General features: G+C 72.4%; 16 protein-coding genes and 1 other RNA gene. 10 read left to right on the top strand and 7 right to left on the bottom strand.

Translation table 11 applies throughout. The features are described from left to right. The first annotated feature begins 281 nt into the window (after positions 1 to 281). From ACIBK6_RS09200 to ACIBK6_RS09190, 3 genes are read left to right on the top strand one after another with little or no spacing between them, the layout of a single operon-like run. The gene (locus ACIBK6_RS09200; protein WP_399050127.1) at positions 282 to 1,136 is read left to right on the top strand and encodes a MaoC/PaaZ C-terminal domain-containing protein; all 855 of its coding nucleotides are present in this window, start codon (positions 282 to 284) and stop codon (positions 1,134 to 1,136) included. A 34-nt stretch (positions 1,137 to 1,170) separates the two neighbouring features. Beyond that, positions 1,171 to 2,247: a Zn-dependent alcohol dehydrogenase gene (locus ACIBK6_RS09195; protein ID WP_399050126.1), complete on the top strand. Its 1,077-nt coding sequence runs from the start codon at positions 1,171 to 1,173 to the stop codon at positions 2,245 to 2,247. A gap of 33 nt (positions 2,248 to 2,280) precedes the next feature. Next, positions 2,281 to 3,243, top strand: a complete 963-nt coding sequence (locus ACIBK6_RS09190; RefSeq protein WP_399050124.1) for a 3-oxoacyl-ACP reductase — start codon at positions 2,281 to 2,283, stop codon at positions 3,241 to 3,243. Positions 3,244 to 3,312: 69 nt separating this feature from the next. On the opposite strand, the gene ACIBK6_RS09185 is transcribed toward ACIBK6_RS09190, so the two are convergent. Continuing rightward, on the bottom strand, positions 3,313 to 3,459 hold the full coding sequence (locus ACIBK6_RS09185; RefSeq protein ID WP_399050123.1) for a hypothetical protein: 147 nt from the start codon (positions 3,457 to 3,459) through the stop codon (positions 3,313 to 3,315). Between the two features lie 55 nt (positions 3,460 to 3,514). Beyond that, complete coding sequence (locus tag ACIBK6_RS09180; protein ID WP_399050122.1) at positions 3,515 to 4,639, bottom strand: hypothetical protein; 1,125 nt, start codon at positions 4,637 to 4,639, stop codon at positions 3,515 to 3,517. Between the two features lie 225 nt (positions 4,640 to 4,864). Between ACIBK6_RS09180 and ACIBK6_RS09175 the strand changes: the two genes are divergently transcribed. The 4 genes from ACIBK6_RS09175 to ACIBK6_RS09160 are packed head-to-tail and all read left to right on the top strand — an operon-like array spanning position 4,865 to position 8,817. Next, the gene (locus ACIBK6_RS09175; RefSeq protein ID WP_399050121.1) at positions 4,865 to 5,917 is read left to right on the top strand and encodes an ABC transporter substrate-binding protein; all 1,053 of its coding nucleotides are present in this window, start codon (positions 4,865 to 4,867) and stop codon (positions 5,915 to 5,917) included. Positions 5,918 to 5,965: 48 nt separating this feature from the next. Next, positions 5,966 to 6,814 (top strand): Nif3-like dinuclear metal center hexameric protein, encoded by an 849-nt coding sequence (locus tag ACIBK6_RS09170; RefSeq protein WP_399050120.1) that lies wholly within the window; start codon positions 5,966 to 5,968, stop codon positions 6,812 to 6,814. Beyond that, positions 6,811 to 7,554 (top strand): zinc ribbon domain-containing protein, encoded by a 744-nt coding sequence (locus ACIBK6_RS09165; protein ID WP_399050188.1) that lies wholly within the window; start codon positions 6,811 to 6,813, stop codon positions 7,552 to 7,554. The genes ACIBK6_RS09170 and ACIBK6_RS09165 overlap by 4 nt, the downstream gene beginning before the upstream one ends. Continuing rightward, positions 7,555 to 8,817, top strand: a complete 1,263-nt coding sequence (locus ACIBK6_RS09160) for a bifunctional RNase H/acid phosphatase (protein WP_399050118.1) — start codon at positions 7,555 to 7,557, stop codon at positions 8,815 to 8,817. Between the two features lie 81 nt (positions 8,818 to 8,898). On the opposite strand, the gene eda is transcribed toward ACIBK6_RS09160, so the two are convergent. Then, a complete protein-coding gene (gene eda, locus ACIBK6_RS09155; RefSeq protein WP_399050116.1) occupies positions 8,899 to 9,555 on the bottom strand; it encodes a bifunctional 4-hydroxy-2-oxoglutarate aldolase/2-dehydro-3-deoxy-phosphogluconate aldolase in 657 nt (218 codons plus the stop codon). Between the two features lie 104 nt (positions 9,556 to 9,659). Next, positions 9,660 to 10,460, bottom strand: a complete 801-nt coding sequence (yaaA, locus tag ACIBK6_RS09150) for a peroxide stress protein YaaA (protein WP_399050115.1) — start codon at positions 10,458 to 10,460, stop codon at positions 9,660 to 9,662. Positions 10,461 to 10,694: 234 nt separating this feature from the next. On the opposite strand from yaaA, the gene ACIBK6_RS09145 reads away from it, so the two are divergent. Further along, on the top strand, positions 10,695 to 12,137 hold the full coding sequence (locus ACIBK6_RS09145) for an RNB domain-containing ribonuclease (RefSeq protein WP_399050113.1): 1,443 nt from the start codon (positions 10,695 to 10,697) through the stop codon (positions 12,135 to 12,137). 12 nt (positions 12,138 to 12,149) lie between these two features. Here ACIBK6_RS09145 and ACIBK6_RS09140 read toward each other — a convergent pair whose 3' ends face one another. Next, positions 12,150 to 12,785 (bottom strand): hypothetical protein, encoded by a 636-nt coding sequence (locus tag ACIBK6_RS09140; RefSeq protein ID WP_399050111.1) that lies wholly within the window; start codon positions 12,783 to 12,785, stop codon positions 12,150 to 12,152. Then, a complete protein-coding gene (locus tag ACIBK6_RS09135; protein WP_399050109.1) occupies positions 12,782 to 13,570 on the bottom strand; it encodes a MerR family transcriptional regulator in 789 nt (262 codons plus the stop codon). Before ACIBK6_RS09135 ends, ACIBK6_RS09140 begins: the two co-directional genes overlap by 4 nt. 138 nt (positions 13,571 to 13,708) lie before the next feature. Here ACIBK6_RS09135 and rnpB point away from each other — a divergent pair. Next, positions 13,709 to 14,112: RNase P RNA component class A (gene rnpB, locus ACIBK6_RS09130), an RNA gene on the top strand. A gap of 88 nt (positions 14,113 to 14,200) precedes the next feature. Here rnpB and ACIBK6_RS09125 read toward each other — a convergent pair. Further along, a complete protein-coding gene (locus ACIBK6_RS09125) occupies positions 14,201 to 15,778 on the bottom strand; it encodes an alkaline phosphatase family protein (protein ID WP_399050107.1) in 1,578 nt (525 codons plus the stop codon). 314 nt (positions 15,779 to 16,092) lie between these two features. Between ACIBK6_RS09125 and ACIBK6_RS09120 the strand changes: the two genes are divergently transcribed. Further along, positions 16,093 to 16,800, top strand: a complete 708-nt coding sequence (locus ACIBK6_RS09120; protein WP_399050105.1) for a GntR family transcriptional regulator — start codon at positions 16,093 to 16,095, stop codon at positions 16,798 to 16,800. The last annotated feature ends 82 nt before the right edge of the window (positions 16,801 to 16,882 follow it).

The following is a 16,882-nucleotide window of genomic DNA, read 5'->3' as shown; positions in this document are numbered from 1 at the left end:
CTCGAACCTACGGAGCGCGGCGGGGGCGCCCCAGATGCGCTTGTACGGACCTGGTCAGGACAAATGTCATGGTGCGGGGCGCCCGCGAGCAGATCTGACGTAGCGTCAGGAGACTTCCCAACTGCCGGGGCGTGCGCTATACCTAGGGGCCATCGGCCTAGAACGCGTTCTAGAACGGGTCCTCGGCCCGGTCCAGTACGGCCTCGGTGCGGCCGACGGTGCGGACGACCGCGCCGAGGTCTTTCCCCGTGCCCGCACAACGCTCAAGGAGCAGCATCCACATGCCCATTGATGCCGCGAAGGCGGTCGCCGCCGAGCCCCGGTCCACCGAGATCACCTGGGACCACAAGGACGTACAGCTCTACCACCTGGGGCTCGGGGCGGGCCGCCCGGCCACCGATCCCGACGAGCTGCGCTACACCCTGGAGTCCCGGCTGCACGTCCTGCCCTCCTTCGCGACCGTCGCGGGCGCCGGGATGGGCGTGGTCGGCGGGCTCTCCGCGCCCGGCATCGACGTGGACCTGGCGGCCGTGCTGCACGGCGGGCAGACCATCACCCTTAACCGGCCGATCCCCGTACGGGGCAAGGCCACTTCGACCTCCCGCGTCGCCGCCGTCTACGACAAGGGCAAGGCCGCCATCCTGGTCCTGCGCACCGAGGCCGCCGACGCGGACGGGCCGCTGTGGACCAGTGACGCGCAGATCTTCGTGCGCGGCGAGGGCGGCTTCGGCGGGGACCGGGGGCCCTCGGCGCGCGTCGAGCAGCCCGACCGGGCCCCCGACCAGGTGATCGAGCGGAACGTCCGCGAGGAGCAGGCGCTGCTCTACCGCCTGTCGGGGGACTGGAACCCGCTGCACGCCGACCCCGACTTCGCCAAGCTCGCGGGCTTCGACCGGCCGATCCTGCACGGGCTCTGCACGTACGGGATGACGCTCAAGGCCGTCGTGGACACGCTGCTCGGCGGCGATGTGACCCGCGTCCGCTCGTACGCCACCCGGTTCACCGGGGTCGTCTTCCCGGGCGAGACCCTGCGCATCCGGATGTGGTCGGGCCCCGGCCGCGTCCAGGTGTCGGTGACGGCCGTCGAACGGGACGACGCGCCGGTCCTCTCCGACACGACCGTGGAACACAACTGACCCGATTCCCGAGGGACTTGAGGGGAGCCGCGCCATGCGCGCAGCCGTACTGCACGAGATCGGCCAGGACAAGCTCGATGTGCTCGACGACGTGGAGGCGACCGGCTTCGGCCCGGGGAAGGTCAAGCTCCGCGTCCGCGCCACCGGGCTCTGCCACTCCGACCTCTCGGCGATGAGCGGCGTGCTGCCGCAGCCCGCGCCGTTCGTCCCGGGCCACGAGGGGGCCGGGGAGGTCATCGAAGTGGGCGACGGCGTGACGAGCCTGAAGCAGGGCGACCGGGTCCTGATGTGCTGGCTGCCCGCGTGCGGGACGTGCCCGTCCTGCAGGCGGGGCCAGACCCAGCTCTGTCTGGCCGGGTTCATGAACGCCGGCACCCCCAACTTCAGGCGGCCCGGCGGCGACGTGTTCGGCTTTGCGGGCACCGGCACCTTCGCCGAGGAGGTCGTCGTCGCGGCCGGCTGCGCGGTGCCGATCCCCAACGACGTGCCGTACGAGATCGCCGCGCTGATCGGCTGCGGGGTGACCACCGGGCTCGGCGCGGCCATCAACACCGCGAAGGTGGCGGCGGGTTCGTCGGTCGCCGTCATCGGCTGCGGCGGGGTCGGCATCTCCACCATCCAGGGCGCCCGGGTGCAGGGCGCGGCGCAGATCGTCGCGGTCGACCCGGTCGCGTCCCGGCGCGCGGCGGCGCTCACGTTCGGGGCGACGGAGGCGGTTTCGCCCGAGGAGTTCGCCGACGCCAAGCAGCGCGTCACCGCGGGCGAGGGCTTCGACTACGTCTTCGAGGTGGTCGGCAGGTCCGCGACCGCCCGCACCGCGTACGAGAACACCCGGCGCGGCGGCACCCTGTGCGTGGTCGGCGCGGGCGCCATGGACGACTTCTTCCAGGTCAACATGTTCGAGCTGTTCTTCGACGAGAAGCGCATCCTGCCCTCCCTGTACGGCGGCGGCGACGTGCTGCGCTCCTACGAGCGGGCCATCGCGCTGTGGCGGGCGGGCCGGATCGACCTGGAGAGCCTGATCACCCACCGGGTGCAACTCGCCGGGATCAACGACGCCCTCGACCAGATGCGTACCGGGGAAGCCCTCCGTACGTGCATCGAAATCTGATCCTCCTTCCGACCCCGAGAGGACCCAACCGGCATGGCAGCACTGCCACTTGAAGGCCTGACCGCGATCGTCACCGGGGCCGGGCGCGGGCTCGGCCGGGCCGAGGCGCTGGAACTCGCCCGGCTCGGCGCGGCCGTCGTCGTCAACGACTTCGGGCAGCCCGGGCGCGACGGCTCGGGCCAGGCGTCGAAGGGCCCCGCCGAGGAGGTCGCCGCCGAGATCCGGGCCGCGGGCGGGCGGGCCGTCGCCCACACCGGGGACGTGGCCGACCACCAACATGCCCGAGAACTCGTCCAGTTGGCGATCGACACGTACGGGAAGCTCGACATCCTGGTCAACAACGCGGGCATCCTGCGGGACCGGATGATCTTCTCGATGAGCGAGGCCGAGTGGGACTCGGTGATCCATGTGCACCTCAAGGGGCACTTCAACACCACCCGCTTCGCCGCCGCGCACTGGCGCGAGCGCTCCAAGGCGGCGGGCGGCCCGGTCTACGGCCGCATCGTCAACACCTCGTCGGAGGCCTTCCTCGCCGGTTCGGCGGGCCAGCCCAACTATGCGGCGGCCAAGGGCGGCATCGTCGGCCTCACCACCTCGACCGCCCTCGCGCTCGGCAAGTACGGGGTGACGGCCAACGCCATCTGCCCGCGCGCCCGCACCCGGATGACGGAGGACGTTTTCGCAGCCATTCCAGCAAATTCAGGCAGCCAGGAGCCGGGGGACGGGCAGCTCGACCCGCTGGCGCCCGAGCACGTCTCGCCGCTCGTCGGCTATCTGGCGTCCCCGGCGGCCGCCAAGGTCAACGGGCAGCTGCTCGTGGTGCACGGCGGGATGGTCGCGATCGTCGAACGGCCCAAGGTGGCCGCCCAGTTCGACTCGGCGAAGGAGGCCTTCTCGTACCAGGAACTGGACGAGCTGATCTCCCCTTACTACGAGGACCGGCCCGCGAACGAGACCTTCGCGGCGGCCGAGGTGCTCGGGCTCAAACGCGGCTGACCGCACGGCGGACAGGACGAGACCCCCGGGGCGGTCGGCCCCGGGGGTCTCTGCGCGTACGACCGCCGGTCAGGCGTTGCTGTTCGCGTCCTCGTGGCGGCGGTGGCGTCCGTGCGCCGGTGTCGCCGAGTCATCGGTCGACGCGGCCCCGCCCCGGTGCTTGCCTGCGCTGTCGTTCCCCGTCCCCTGCGGACGGGTGTCGGTCTGGTTGGACATGAGCTGTGGTCACCCCGTTGTTGTGTTCACGTATCCCTCGTACAGCGCGCCGATTCTAACGATCTCCTGTCGGCTGCCGACGGCCGGTCAGGGGTGCCTGCGCCAGGGGTACGGGCTTGGGTGCGGCGGGCCGGACGGGGGGCGGCGCCGGGGCGGGCGCGGGGTCCGGCGGCGCGGGTACGCCGAGCACCGCGCAGGGGTTCGCGTCCGTGCTGTACGGGAGCCTCAGCACCCCCTCCCGGGTCCACAGCCCGGAACCGGCCAACCACCCTTGCGGCGCCGCGAGTTGGTGCAGATGACGGCCCGCCGGGCGCCAGATGCCGAGCCAGCTGCCGCTCGCCGCGTCGATGCGCAGCGCCACCTGGCACGACTCCGGCATCAGGACCAGGCCCGGCTGCACAGCGAACGGCGTCACGGCCGCGTCCGCGAGGCGCAGGCATTCGGGGAAGCGGACCGGGAGGGTGGAGCCGAGCACGCCCCAGCCGAGCCGGTCGTGGCCCGGCGCGTTGGAGCGGATCAGGATCAGCCCGCTGTCGGCGTCCGCGAGCAGCAGCCGGTCGTCGCTGTCCTCGGTGATCTGGAGCAGTTCGGTGACCTCGCCGCCGCGCTCCAGATCGATGGCCACCGCTTTGGTGCGGCCGTCGAGATCCCGGTCCAGGGCGAGCATCCGGCCGGTCCGGTCCAGCCACACCCCGCCCGAGCAGCGCCCCTTGACGCGGGCCACCAGCTCGGGCCCGAACGCGCCGCCCGCCACCAGCCACAGCGCGCTGTCGTCCGGGCCGGCCGCCAGGGCGTAGGCGCAGCTGCCGTCCGGGGACGGCGGGAGCAGCGTGAGCGCGCCCGCCGCCGCGTCGACCGCGCCGAGCGGCAGCTCGCCGGTGGCGGGGCCGGTCGGGTAGAGCAGCGCGAAGGTGTGCCGGTCGGCGACCCGGCGGTGGATGAGCACCCTGCCGTCCGCCATGGGCAGCACCCCCGTGTCCGGCTCCTCCGGCTGGTTGCCGGGGAGCGGCACCGCGTACGGCTCGGGGCCGTCGAGCGTCCAGCGCTCCGGGAACCAGGCGTCCCCGTCGCCGCCGTTCCGCACCAGCCTCGCGCCGTACGCGCCGTTCGCGGTGATCGCGAATCCCGTACTCCCGACCGTGCCGCCCCCGGCGGCGGTCTCGATGGCCAAAGCCGTCATCAGATGGCTCACCTCCGGCCCCCGAAGCTAGTTTTCGCACTTCCTGACGAACAACACGAGACCACTCGCTTCACACCAAAGGGTGGCTGTCGGGCGATTTCGCTGTGCGGGGGGAGGCGTCTGTGCAGGAACGTTTTATGTAAGGTAAGGCGTACCTAACTCGTACTGGGCCGCCCGGTGCGGCCCGTCGCACCCCGCTCGATTCCCGCTGTACAGGAGCCTGTGATGTCCCTACGCCGCCGCGGCACCGCCGCCGTCGCCCTCGCCGTGGCCGCCGGGCTCTCCCTCGCGTCCTGCGGAAGCGGTGACAGCGCGGACAAGACCTCGGCGTCGGCCTCGGGCAAGGCGGACGCGGGCGGCAAGAAGTCCGTCGCGCAGGGCGGCAAGGACTTCGCCGCGGCCGCCGAGAAGACCGCGAAGATGGGCACCGACGCCAAGCCCGGCCAGTTCCCGCGCACCGTCAACCACGCGATGGGCTCCACCGAGATCAAGGCGCGGCCCAAGCGGGTCGTCGTCCTCGACGTCGGCGAGTTCGACAATGTCGTCTCGCTCGGCATCCAGCCCGTCGGCTACGCGCCCACCGAGGGCGACGACGGCATCCCCAGCTACCTGAAGAAGGGCGCGGGCGACCCGAAGAACGTCGGCACCATCAACAGCCCCAACCTGGAGGCGATCGCCGCGCTGAAGCCGGACCTCATCCTCGGCAGCCAGCTGCGCGCCGCCGACAAGTACAAGGAACTCGCCAAGATCGCCCCCACGGTCTTCTCGATCCGCCCCGGCTTCCCGTGGAAGCAAAACTTCCTGCTCAACGCCGCCGCTCTGGACAAGACGGCCGACGCGAAGGCGAAGCTCGCCGCGTACGAGACCAAGGCGAAGCAGCTCGGCACGGACCTCGGCGCGAACAAGCCCACCGTGACGATGCTCCGCTACCTGCCGGGCAAGGTCCGCCTCTACGCCAAGGCCTCCTTCATCGGCACGATCCTGGACGACGCCGGCATCCCGCGCCCCAAGAACCAGCAGGCCGTCGACCTCGCCACCGAGGTCAGCCCGGAGACCATCGACCAGGCCGACGCCGACTGGATCTTCACCGGCGTCTACGGCGACCCGAAGAAGTCCAAGCGGGAGAGCGCCGAGGGAAATCCGCTGTGGAAGAACCTGAAGGCCGTCAAGGCCGGGCAGGCCAAGGACGTCAAGGACGAGACCTGGTACCTCGGCCTCGGCGTCACCGCCGCCGACTCGGTCCTGGACGACCTGCGCGGCTTCCTCGGCAAGAAGTAGCCCCCGGTGGCCGACCGGCGGGGCGCGGAGCGCAGGTAACCTGTGTCCGTGCCCCGTCTGTCTGAAGTCATCGCCGCGCTCGACGCCCTCTGGCCGCCCGAGCGGGCCGAGGGATGGGATGCCGTCGGCACCGTCTGCGGCGACCCCGATGCCGAAGTGCGCCGGGTCCTGTTCGCCGTCGACCCGGTTCAGGAGATCGTCGACGAAGCGCTGAAGCTGGGCGCCGACCTGATCGTCGCCCACCACCCGCTCTATCTGCGCGGCACCACCACGGTCGCCGCCGGCCACTTCAAGGGCCGCGTCGTGCACACCTTGATCAAGCACGACATCGCGCTGCACGTCGCGCACACCAACGCCGACAGCGCCGACCCGGGCGTCAGCGACGCGCTGGCGGGCGCCCTGGACGTACGCGTCGTACGCCCCCTCGTGCCCGACCCCACCGACCCCGCCGGACGGCGTGGACTGGGCCGCCTCTGCGAGCTGGACCACCCGATGACGCTCGGCGAGTTCGCCGCCCGGGCCGCCGCCGTCCTGCCCGCCACCGCGCAGGGCATCCGTGTCGCGGGCGACCCCGGGACCACCGTCCGCACGGTCGCGGTCAGCGGCGGCTCCGGCGACAGCCTCTTCGACGCCGTACGCGCCTCGGGAGCAGACGCCTTCCTCACCGCCGACCTGCGTCACCACCCGGTGTCCGAGGCGTGCAAGGAGTCGGCGCTCGGTCTGATCGACGCCGCGCACTGGGCCACCGAATGGCCCTGGTGCGAGCAGGCCGCCGCCCAGCTCGACGAGATTTCCGACCGCCACGGCTGGGACCTCAGGGTGCACGTCTCGAAGACGGTCACCGACCCGTGGTCCGCCCACCACACTTCCCCTTCTATTGATGGAGCCCCCAACTGAACGCCGCGCCCGCCGACCAGATCCGCCTCCTCGACGTACAGGCGCTGGACGTACGCCTGTCGCAGCTCGCCCACAAGCGGACTTCGCTGCCCGAGCACGCCGAGATCGAATCCCTGACCAAGGACCTCACGCAGCTGCGCGACCTGCTCGTCGCCGCGCAGACCGAGGAGAGCGACACCGCCCGCGAACAGACCAAGGCCGAGCAGGACGTGGACCAGGTGCGCCAGCGTGCCGTCCGCGACCAGCAGCGCCTCGACTCGGGCGCCGTCTCCTCGCCGAAGGACCTGGAGAGCCTCCAGCGCGAACTCACCTCGCTCGCCAAGCGCCAGGGCGACCTGGAGGACGTCGTCCTCGAAGTCATGGAGCGCCGCGAGTCCGCGCAGGAGCGGGCCGCCGAGCTGACCGAGCGGGTCTCCTCCGTGCAGGCCAAGACGGACGACGCCACCACGCGCCGCGACGCCGCGCTGGGCGAGCTCGACGCCGAGGCCGCCTCGGTGACCAAGGAGCGCGAGATCGTCGCCGGTTCCGTACCGGCCGACCTCCTCAAGCTCTACGACAAGCTGCGCGCGCAGCAGGGCGGCGTCGGTGCGGCCCGCCTCTACCAGCGCCGCTGCGAGGGCTGCCGCCTGGAGCTCAACATCACCGAGGTGAACGAGGTGAAGGCGGCTGCCCCGGACGCCGTACTGCGCTGCGAGAACTGCCGCCGCATTCTGGTGCGTACGTCGGAATCGGGTCTGTAAGTGCCTTCCGCGGTACGGCAGTTCGTCGTCGAGGCCGACGGCGGCTCCCGGGGCAACCCGGGTCCCGCCGGGTACGGCGCGGTCGTCCTCGACCCGGCGACCGGCGAGACGCTCGCCGAGGCGGCCGAGTACATCGGCGTCGCGACGAACAACGTCGCCGAGTACAAGGGGCTGATCGCCGGCCTGCGCGCCGCGAAGGAACTCGACCCGGCGGCGAACGTGCGGGTCCGCATGGACTCCAAGCTGGTCGTGGAGCAGATGTCGGGCCGCTGGAAGATCAAGCACCCCGACATGAAGCCGCTCGCGGCACAGGCGGCGCGGATCCTGCCCTCCTCGCAGGTGTCGTACGAGTGGATCCCGCGCGAGCGCAACAAGCACGCGGACCGGCTGGCCAACGAGGCGATGGACGCGGGCAAGCGGGGGAGGCGCTGGGAGCCGTCGTCTTCTATGGCGGAGCTGTCCAGGTCCGGTCTGTCCAGTGACGCGGGTGCGGCCCGGGTGGTCGGGGATGCGGCGGCGGGCGCGGCCAGGGCGCGGGCGGCGCTGGCGGGGGCCACGGCTTCGGCCTCAACTCCCGTACGGGACAAGGTGGTTGCTGCCCCCACGCCGAGCGTCGGCTGGGGGTCGGCCGCTGATCTGGGCGCACCCGCGACGTTCCTCCTGCTGCGGCACGGCGAGACGGCGCTCACGCCCGAGAAGCGGTTCTCCGGCAGCGGCGGATCCGACCCCGAGCTGTCGGCCGTCGGGCGCGGCCAGGCCGAACGGGCCGCGGCGGCGCTGGCCGCCCGGGGCACCGTCCAGGCGATCGTCTCGTCCCCGCTGCGGCGGTGCCGCGAGACGGCGGCCGTGGTGGCGGCCCGCCTCGGGCTCGACGTCCACATCGAAGAGGGCCTGCGCGAAACGGACTTCGGGGCGTGGGAGGGGCTGACCTTCGCCGAGGTGCGCGAGCGGTACGCGGACGACCTCGACGCATGGCTGGCCTCGGCGAAGGCGGCCCCGACGGGGGGCGGCGAGAGCTTCGCGACGGTGGCGCGGCGGGTGTCGGCGACGCGGGACCGGCTGATCGCCGCGTACCCCGGGCGCACGGTGCTCGCGGTCACCCACGTCACCCCGATCAAGACCCTGGTGCGACTGGCCCTGGGGGCGCCCCCCGAGTCCCTGTTCCGCATGGAACTGTCGGCGGCGTCGCTGTCGGAGGTGGCGTATTACCGGGATGGGAACGCGTCGGTGCGGGTGCTGAACGATACGGGGCATTTGGGCTGAGGCGGGCGCCGGTCACTTGCCCACCCGTCACCCGGGGCCCGGGTCGGCCGTATTGTCCAACTCCTCGCCAATGCAGGGCAGTTACCCCCGCAACCCCGCCGCCTCGCGGGCCAGGGACTCCACTTGGGGCCAGTCGTGGGATGTGAGGGCGATTGGGGGGAGCATCCAGGTGCCGCCGACGCAGCCTACGTTCGGCAGGGCCAGGTAGGCGGGGGCCGAGGCGGGGGTGATGCCGCCGGTGGGGCAGAAGCGGGCCTGGGGGAGGGGGGCCGCGAGGGAGTTCAGGTAGGGCGTGCCGCCCGCCGCCTCCGCCGGGAAGAACTTCATCTCCGTCACGCCCTGTTCGAGCAGCGCCACGACCTCCGAGGCCGTCGAGACCCCGGGCAGGAACGGCACCCCGGACGCCTTCATCGCGGCCAGCAGGGTGGGAGACCACCCGGGGCTCACCAGGAAGCGGGCCCCGGCGGTCACCGCGTCGGCGACCCTGGCCGGGGTTGTCACGGTGCCCGCGCCGACCACCGCGTCCGGGACCTCCGCAGCGATGGCCCGGATCGCGTCCAGCGCCGCCGGGGTACGCAGCGTCACCTCGATCGCCGGGAGCCCGCCCGCGACCAGCGCCCGCGCGAGCGGCACGGCGTTCGCGGCGTCCTCGATCACCACCACCGGGACGACGGGGGCGAGGTCCAGGACGGAGGGGGCGGCGGAGGGTGTGGTGGGGGGCGCGGCGGGGGGCGTCATGCGCCCATCCTGCCGACGGTGTGCGGAGTACGCAACGATCGTTGCGTATGTTGCAACGGTCGGCCGCCGTCGTGGGCTACGGCCGGCCGCCCCACCCGCTCGCGTCAGTGGATCTGGGTCACGACCACGTCCAGGGACCAGGCCCGGCCCGGCTTGGCGGGCGGCGCGGACTCCACGACGTACCCGAGGCCGCGCAGGGTCTCCACGAGTTCCGCCGGGTCGGCGGGGGCGGCTCCGGCGGTGAGCAGATCGCGCACCAGCCGGCCCTTCGTCGCCTTGTTGAAGTGGCTGACGACCGAACGCTTCTCCACGCCGTCGACCATCTGGGAGTGCAGCACCCGCACGGTGGCCGTGCGGCCCGCGACCGCGCCCTTCGGCTTCCAGGCCGCGGCGTACGCGGAGGACCGCAGATCAAGGACGAGGCCCTCGCCCGCGGCCTCCGTCATGACCGGGTCCAGCACGGTCCGCCAGTACGCGCCGAGCGCACCCAGACCGGGCAGCTTCACGCCCATCGAGCAGCGGTAGGAGGGAATCCGGTCACCGGTGTGCACGGCGCCCCACAGCCCGGAGAACACGAGCAGCGACTTCGCGGCGCGGCGCTTGGCGGCGGGGTCGAGGGAGGCGAGGTCGAGGGCGTCGTACAGCACGCCCGTGTAGATCTCGCCGGCCGGGCGGGCGCCCGCGGTGCGCAGTTCGGCGTTCTTGGCGACCTCGCCGCGCAGGCCCTCGCTGAGTCCCAGTACCTCGCGGGCCTTTTCCTCGTCGGCCATGCAGAGCTCGACGAGCTCGTCGAGGACGGCCGCGCGTGCGTCCGCGAGCCCCGGCAGTGAGAGCGACTCCGCCTTCAGGGGCACCCCGCGCCCCGAAGCGGCCTTTCCTTCGGAGGGCGGCAACAGCACCAGCACGGCGATTCTCCTTCTGTACGTACGGGGGAGGGGGTGCGGCCCCCGCGCCAGCCTACGGGGTACGCCCACCCGGTCCGCCCTTGCAGCGCTCGCCCCGGCCCCTGCCCCCCCATCCACGCGCCACGCGCCCCAGCACTCCGCAGTCGGCGACGGCGGGAACGCCCCGCGAGGGGCTCGGCTTCCCCGTTTCGGCAGAACGGGCGGGCGGGTGGGAAAAACCCTACGCTCGGTGGCATGCCCCGCCGCCACCTCCACGTGACCGGCGCAGCAGAGGCCCCGCTGCGCGCCGCTCTCGCCCGACTGCGTACGACGCTGGAAGTCCCCGGCGGCTTCCCCGCCGCCGTCGTCGCCGAGGCGGAGCACGCGGCCGCCGCACCCCGCCTGCCCACGTACGACGCGACCGGCATCGACTTCTTCACCATCGACCCGCCCACCTCCACCGACCTCGACCAGGCCATGCACCTGGAGCGCCGGGCGGGCGGCGGCTACCGGGTGCACTACGCCATCGCCGACGTCGCCGCCTTCGTCACCCCGGGAGGCGCGCTGGACGCCGAGGCCCACCGCAGGGTGACCACCCTCTACTTCCCGGACGAGCGGATTCCGCTGCATCCCACCCTCCTCTCCGAGGGCGCCGCGAGCCTGCTCCCCGGCCAGGACCGCCCCGCCCTGCTCTGGCAGATCGACCTCGACGCGGACGGCGCGACCACCGCCACCGACGTACGCCGCGCTCTGATCCGCAGCCGCGCCAAACTCGACTACGAGGGCGTGCAGAAGCAGATCGACACCGGCACCGCGCCCGCATCCCTCGCCCTCCTCCGCGACATCGGCACCCTGCGCGAGCAGCAGGAAGTCGCCCGCGGCGGCATCTCCCTCAACGTCCCCGAGCAGGAGATCGTGGAGCGCGGCCACCGCTACGACCTCAGCTACCGCGCCCCGCTGCCCGCCGACGGCTGGAACGCCCAGATCTCCCTGCTCACCGGCATGGCCGCCGCCCAGCTGATGCTGGCGTACGGGACCGGAATCCTGCGCACCCTGCCCAGCGCCCCGGGCGGTGCGGTCGCCCGGCTTCGCCGCTCGGCGACCGCGCTGCGCATCGACTGGCCGCACCACGTCCCGTACGCCGCGGTCGTCCGCTCCCTCGATCCGCGCGAACCGAACCACGCCGCGTTCCTCCAGGAGTGCACGACGCTGCTGCGCGGCGCCGGGTACACCGTGTTCACCGGCGGCGCGGCGCCCGAGCTCGCGATCCACGCGGCGGTGGCCGCCGCGTACACGCACTGCACGGCCCCGTTGCGCCGCCTCGTGGACCGTTACGCCGGCGAGCTGTGCCTGGCGGCGGTGGCGGGGCAGACCCCGCCGGACTGGGTGACGGCCGCGCTCGACGGGCTCCCCAAGGAGATGGCCGAGGGCACCCGCCGCGCCAACACCGTGGAGCGCGAATGCGTCGACATCGTGGAGGCGGCGCTGCTCAAGGACCGGGTGGGCGAGCTGTTCGACGCGACCGTCGTGGACGTGAAGGAACAGGAACCGGCCGTGGGAACCGTCCACTTGGCGGATCCGGCGGTGGTCGCCCGCATCGAAGGCGGCGACCGGGCGCTCCCGCTCGGGGAGCGCCTCAGGGTCCGCCTGACCCAGGCCGACCCGGGCACCGCGAAGGTCCTCTTCGCCCCGGCCTGAGCGCGCGCAGCCCTACGGGTGACCCCAGTCCTCCGGCGACCCCGGCCCTGCCGCGACCGCCGCCCGCAGCGCCTTCGCCAGCTCCCCGGCCCGGTCCGCGTGGAAGCGCACGGTCGTCACCTGCCGCCGCTTTCCCAGGAGTTGTACGTGGGTGACGGGCGCGGCCAGCTCCACCGTCAGAGAGGTCTGCGAGCCGACCGCCAGGTCGAGAACCTCCTCCGGTGTCGCCTTCCCGTCCCCGAAGCGCAACTCCTCGCGTACGGAGGTGATGTGGGCCAGCGGTATCGCCAGGTCCACCTGGACGCCCCGGCGCAGCCGCAGGGTGTCCGGCGTCAGCACATGGGGCCGGGTCACGGCGACGGCCTGCGTGCCGAGCACCAGCAGGACCGTATAGAGGTCGAGGACCAGGAGCACCGCGTGCACGGCGGGCCAGTCCCGCACCATGAACGACACCCCGACGGTCTCGACCACGCACACGAAGGCGAGCCCGTACACCGTCGCGGCCTGCGGGCTCGCGTACCCGAACGGCCGGTCCGCCGAGCGTACTTGGTGGCGGCGCCGGGCGATCCACAGCCCGAAACTGGTGAACATCCGCAGCTCGTGCGCGGCCAGCCGGCGCAGCGTCCCTTGCACGAAGCCCAGTCTCATTCCCTTGCCCCACCCTTCTCCGAAACTCTCCGCATCGCCCGCCGTACCGCCTCCGCCTGCGCGGGTGCGAAGTCGGCGAAGAAGGCTTTGAGGAATCCGTTGTCGGCCGCCGCCGCGAGGCCGGTGCCGGCGCCGAGCTCCATCGCCAGCTCGGGCGGGAGGCAGTCGGCGAGCGCCCGCGCGGCCGTCTCCACGCGGGGGTCGGCCGGATCCGCGTCCGCCAGTTCGTCAAGGGGCGCGTACACCTCGTGCGCCCGCTCGGCCGCTCCCGGCGCGGCGGCCAGGGTCCGCAGGGCGGCCAGCAGCCGGTCCCGCTCCTCGGGGTCCGCGACGGTCGCAAGCAGGGCGAGCAGCTCCCGGTCCTTGGTGGCCATCGCCGAACCGGTCCGGCTCGCCCCCAACTCCCTGAAGAGATCGGCCAGTTCGGGGGAGAGCTCGTCGTCGGACGTCAGGCCCCCGCTCCCGGCCCGGGCGAGCAGGGTGGCGAGCCGGGCGCGGCGGGCGTGGGTCTCCGCCTCCTGGCGGGCGAGGTCCGTGTCCAACTCGGCCAGGACTTCCGCCAGTTCGCGCCCGGCGTCGTCGGCGATCACGTCCCGCACCTCGTCGAGGCCGAGACCCAGTTCGGTCAGGCGCCGGATGCGGGCGAGCGCGATGGCGTCCCGCGCCGAGTACTGCCGGTAGCCGTTCGCCAGCCGGGCGGGTTCCGGCAGCAGTCCGAGGTGGTGGTAGTGCCGGACCGCCCGGGTGGTCACCCCCACCAGCGCGGCGATCTCCGAGATCCGCATGCCCTCAGTAGAAACCCTGACGCTGCGGCAAGGTCAAGCGGGCTGGGACCGACGAGGCCGAGCCGGCCAGGACGCGTCGCCGCCGGGGTCACGGCCTGTGTGCCCCCGCACGGCGGGTAGCATGGTCAGCACGGCAGACGAGCCGGGCGGACGGCCGCGTGGAGATCCTCTGGATCTTCCCGAGGAACGTCCGGGCTCCACAAGGCAGGGTGGTGGGTAACGCCCACCCGGGGTGACCCGCGGGACAGTGCCACAGAAAACAGACCGCCCGGCGCTCAGGCGCCGGGTAAGGGTGAAACGGTGGTGTAAGAGACCACCAGCGCCTGAGGTGACTCAGGCGGCTAGGTAAACCCCACCCGGAGCAAGGTCAAGAGGAGCCGCCGTAAAACGCGGCTCTGCGCGGACGACCGAGGGCAGCCTGCCCGAGTCCGCGGGTAGACCGCACGAGGCCGGCGGCAACGCCGGTCCTAGATGGATGGCCGTCGCCCCGACGACCGCGAGGTCCCGGGGCACAGAACCCGGCGTACAGCCCGACTCGTCTGCCCCTAGGTCTCTGACCTGGGGGTTTTGGCCCGTGCGCCGCAGGTTTCGCGGCGCCCGGGCCTCGTGCGGCCGTTACGGCCTCGCGGTCTACTTCCAGGTGTCGTTGACGGTGGCGGCGTAGCGGTCGTTGTTGGTCAGGGGAGCCAGGCCGAGGGCGTTGTCGACGGTGCGCAGCAGGCCGTACTGGTCGGTCCGCTGGCTGGACTGGTAGCCGGTCTTCACGGAGTTCTGCGAGCCGACCAGGATGGTGGGCACGCGGTTGGGGTAGCCGGGGCCATAGGCCTTGGTCGCGCCTTCGTCCCAGGTGAGGATGAGCAGCGAACGCTCCTGGGTCCAGGCCGGCGAGTTGAAGATCGTCGGCAGGGTCGACTTCAGGTAGTCGTCACCCGCGGTGATCCCGCAGCCCTCCATGTCGTTGCAGCCGTCCGCGGCGAACCACACGAAGTTCGGGGTGGTGGCAGCGGACTTGAGGTCGTCGACCATGCTGGTCTGCGGCTGGAAGTGCGCCTGGCAGTAGGCGTTGTCCGTCTTCATGTCCTTGAAGTAGTAGAACGGTGTGTCGTCGGGCGAGTAGTTGCCGCTGTTCTGCGGGTAGCAGTTGCTCGGCATGTTCTGGACGTAGGACTTCCAGGTCTTGCCCGCGGCCTCGACGCTGGTGCCCAGGTGGGGGGCGTCGATCGTGGTGGTGGTGATCGAGTTGTCGGTCAGCCCGTACAGGCCGCCCGCGGCCAGCGCCACATAGTTCGGGTCGCTGGGGTGGGTCGTGGCGTACGACTGGGAGAGCACCGAGTTCGCGCTCGCGAGGCTGTTGATGTACGGGGCCTGCGAGGTGTTGCCGATGATGTTCTCGTAGTTCTCGTTCTCCATGTAGACCAGGAAGACGTGGTCGTACCCGGGCACGGAGGACGGGGGCGCGGTGAGGGCGGGGGTCGGCACGGCGGCCGACAGGGTGAGGGACAGGTCGTCGGCGTAGCCGTCGGTGGTGCTGCCCGCGGACCAGGTGAAGGCGAGTGCGACCTTGATGGAGCGGGTGCCGGCGGGCAGGGTGCCGGTACCGGTCTTCTGCAGGAACTCGGTCGTGTTGCCGCGGTCGGTGTTGGTCACCGGGCCGAGACTGGTGCTGCCGAGCGTGTTGCCGCTGCCGTCGAGGAAGGTGCCGCTCAGCGCGACGCGGTCGTTCTGCGAGGCGTAACCGCCCAGCCAGCCGGACAGGTTGTAGCCGACCCCGCCCGCGTCGATCGCCGACGCGGCCGACGAGACGTCGACGTTCTGGCTCAGTCCGGAATTGCCGGTCGCCCCGCCCGCGAAGAACCCCTTGCCCCGGGTGGGCGATCCGGGGGTGCTCGCGGTGGGGTAGCCGCCGGCCGCTCCGTAGCAGACCACGTTCGGTTCGCCGCCGGTGATGGTCCAGCCGGGCACGGTCATGCCGTCGAGCCCGTTGGGCGAACAGATGGCAGCCGACTCGCCGCCCGCGTCGACCAGCAGGTTGCCGCTGGTGGCCGGAGCGGCAGCGGCAGCGGTGCGGTTCGGGGCCGAGGGGGCGGGGACCTGGCCGGCGTACGCCGACGAGGTGGCCGTGGTGAAGCCCGCGACGCCGAGCAGCACGGTCGACAGAACGAGGACCCGACTCCGGCGAAGCCGCGGTCTCGGGGTGCGCAGATGCATTGCTCTCTCCTGACGCGATGGGGGGACACGCTGTCCGAGCAATTGGGCTAGCCCAAACACGGTAAGGGTGGTCGTGGTGAACGGCGCCCGGTGAAAGGCGAGTTGCTCGGCAGGCGACGAGTGGGCGAACGGCGGCTCGTCCCCTACCGGGCGGGTGAAGCGCGGCTCGTCCCCTGCCGGGCGGGCGAACGGCGGCTCGTCCCCTGACGGGCAGGCGAAGAGCGGCTCGTCCCCTGCCCAGCGGGCGAACGGTGCCTCGTCGTTTGCTCAGCAGGCGAACGGCGCCTCCCGGCGCGTCGACTAGGCTCGGCCGGGTGAGCGAAACGGGTGGCCTGCCCAAGTACTTCCAGGTGAAGATGCGGGTCTCGGCCCTGCTCGGCGGGCTGGGGGAAGGCGCGGTCCTGCCCACCGAACGAGAACTCGCCGAGCGGTTCGCCGTCTCGCGCACGACCGTCCGGCAGGCCATCAGGGAACTGCGCCTCGAAGGGCGGGTGGAGCGACGCGGCCGCTCCACCGTCGTCGCCGGACCCAAACTGGTGCAACCGCTCCAACTGGCCAGCTACACCGAGGGAGTTCGGCAGCAGGGCCTCGAACCGGGCCGCCAGGTCGTTGCCTTCGAAGAGGTACCGGCCGACGAGGCCGTGGCCACCGGGCTCGCCATCGGGCCGGGCTCCGCCGTGCTGCGCCTGGAGCGGCTGCTGCTCGCGGACGGCGTACGCGTCGGCCTGGAATGCACCCACCTCCCGGTGGGCCGGTTCCCCACCCTGCTCGCCGAGTTCGACCCCGCCACCTCCCTCTACCGGCACCTGGCCGCGACCGGCGTGCTGCTCGCCGAGGCCGACGAGCGCATCGAGACGGTGCTGGCGTCCCCGCGTGAGGCACGGCTGATCGGCACCAGCCCCGCGCTGCCGATGCTGCTCATGAACCGCGTCACCAAGGACGCGCACGGCGTCCCCGTCGAGTGCGTCCGCTCGCTCTTCCGCGGCGACCGGTTCAGCTTCACGGCCCGGCTCACGCCCTGAGTCGCTACCGGTTCGGGTCCATGGCGCGTGACTCACGCGCTGAGCCGTGACCGGCTCGGGCCCATGAGTGGCCCACCTGCGG

It is taken from the genome of Streptomyces sp. NPDC050485 (assembly GCF_044458185.1).
GTDB lineage: Bacteria > Actinomycetota > Actinomycetes > Streptomycetales > Streptomycetaceae > Streptomyces.
Note: the sequence above shows the minus strand (reverse complement) of the source record. Positions and strands in the feature narration are given on the sequence as shown.

What these genes read in the sequence shown, in the direction of transcription:
- ACIBK6_RS09175 (WP_399050121.1), top strand. Translation starts at nt 4,865, where the DNA reads ATGTCCCTACGCCGCCGCGGCACCGCCGCCGTCGCCCTCGCCGTGGCC.
- ACIBK6_RS09185 (WP_399050123.1), bottom strand. Translation starts at nt 3,459, where the DNA reads ATGTCCAACCAGACCGACACCCGTCCGCAGGGGACGGGGAACGACAGC.
- ACIBK6_RS09200 (WP_399050127.1), top strand. Translation starts at nt 282, where the DNA reads ATGCCCATTGATGCCGCGAAGGCGGTCGCCGCCGAGCCCCGGTCCACC.
- ACIBK6_RS09180 (WP_399050122.1), bottom strand. Translation starts at nt 4,639, where the DNA reads ATGACGGCTTTGGCCATCGAGACCGCCGCCGGGGGCGGCACGGTCGGG.
- ACIBK6_RS09190 (WP_399050124.1), top strand. Translation starts at nt 2,281, where the DNA reads ATGGCAGCACTGCCACTTGAAGGCCTGACCGCGATCGTCACCGGGGCC.
- eda (WP_399050116.1), bottom strand. Translation starts at nt 9,555, where the DNA reads ATGACGCCCCCCGCCGCGCCCCCCACCACACCCTCCGCCGCCCCCTCC.
- ACIBK6_RS09195 (WP_399050126.1), top strand. Translation starts at nt 1,171, where the DNA reads ATGCGCGCAGCCGTACTGCACGAGATCGGCCAGGACAAGCTCGATGTG.
- ACIBK6_RS09140 (WP_399050111.1), bottom strand. Translation starts at nt 12,785, where the DNA reads ATGAGACTGGGCTTCGTGCAAGGGACGCTGCGCCGGCTGGCCGCGCAC.
- ACIBK6_RS09125 (WP_399050107.1), bottom strand. Translation starts at nt 15,778, where the DNA reads ATGCATCTGCGCACCCCGAGACCGCGGCTTCGCCGGAGTCGGGTCCTC.
- ACIBK6_RS09135 (WP_399050109.1), bottom strand. Translation starts at nt 13,570, where the DNA reads ATGCGGATCTCGGAGATCGCCGCGCTGGTGGGGGTGACCACCCGGGCG.
- ACIBK6_RS09145 (WP_399050113.1), top strand. Translation starts at nt 10,695, where the DNA reads ATGCCCCGCCGCCACCTCCACGTGACCGGCGCAGCAGAGGCCCCGCTG.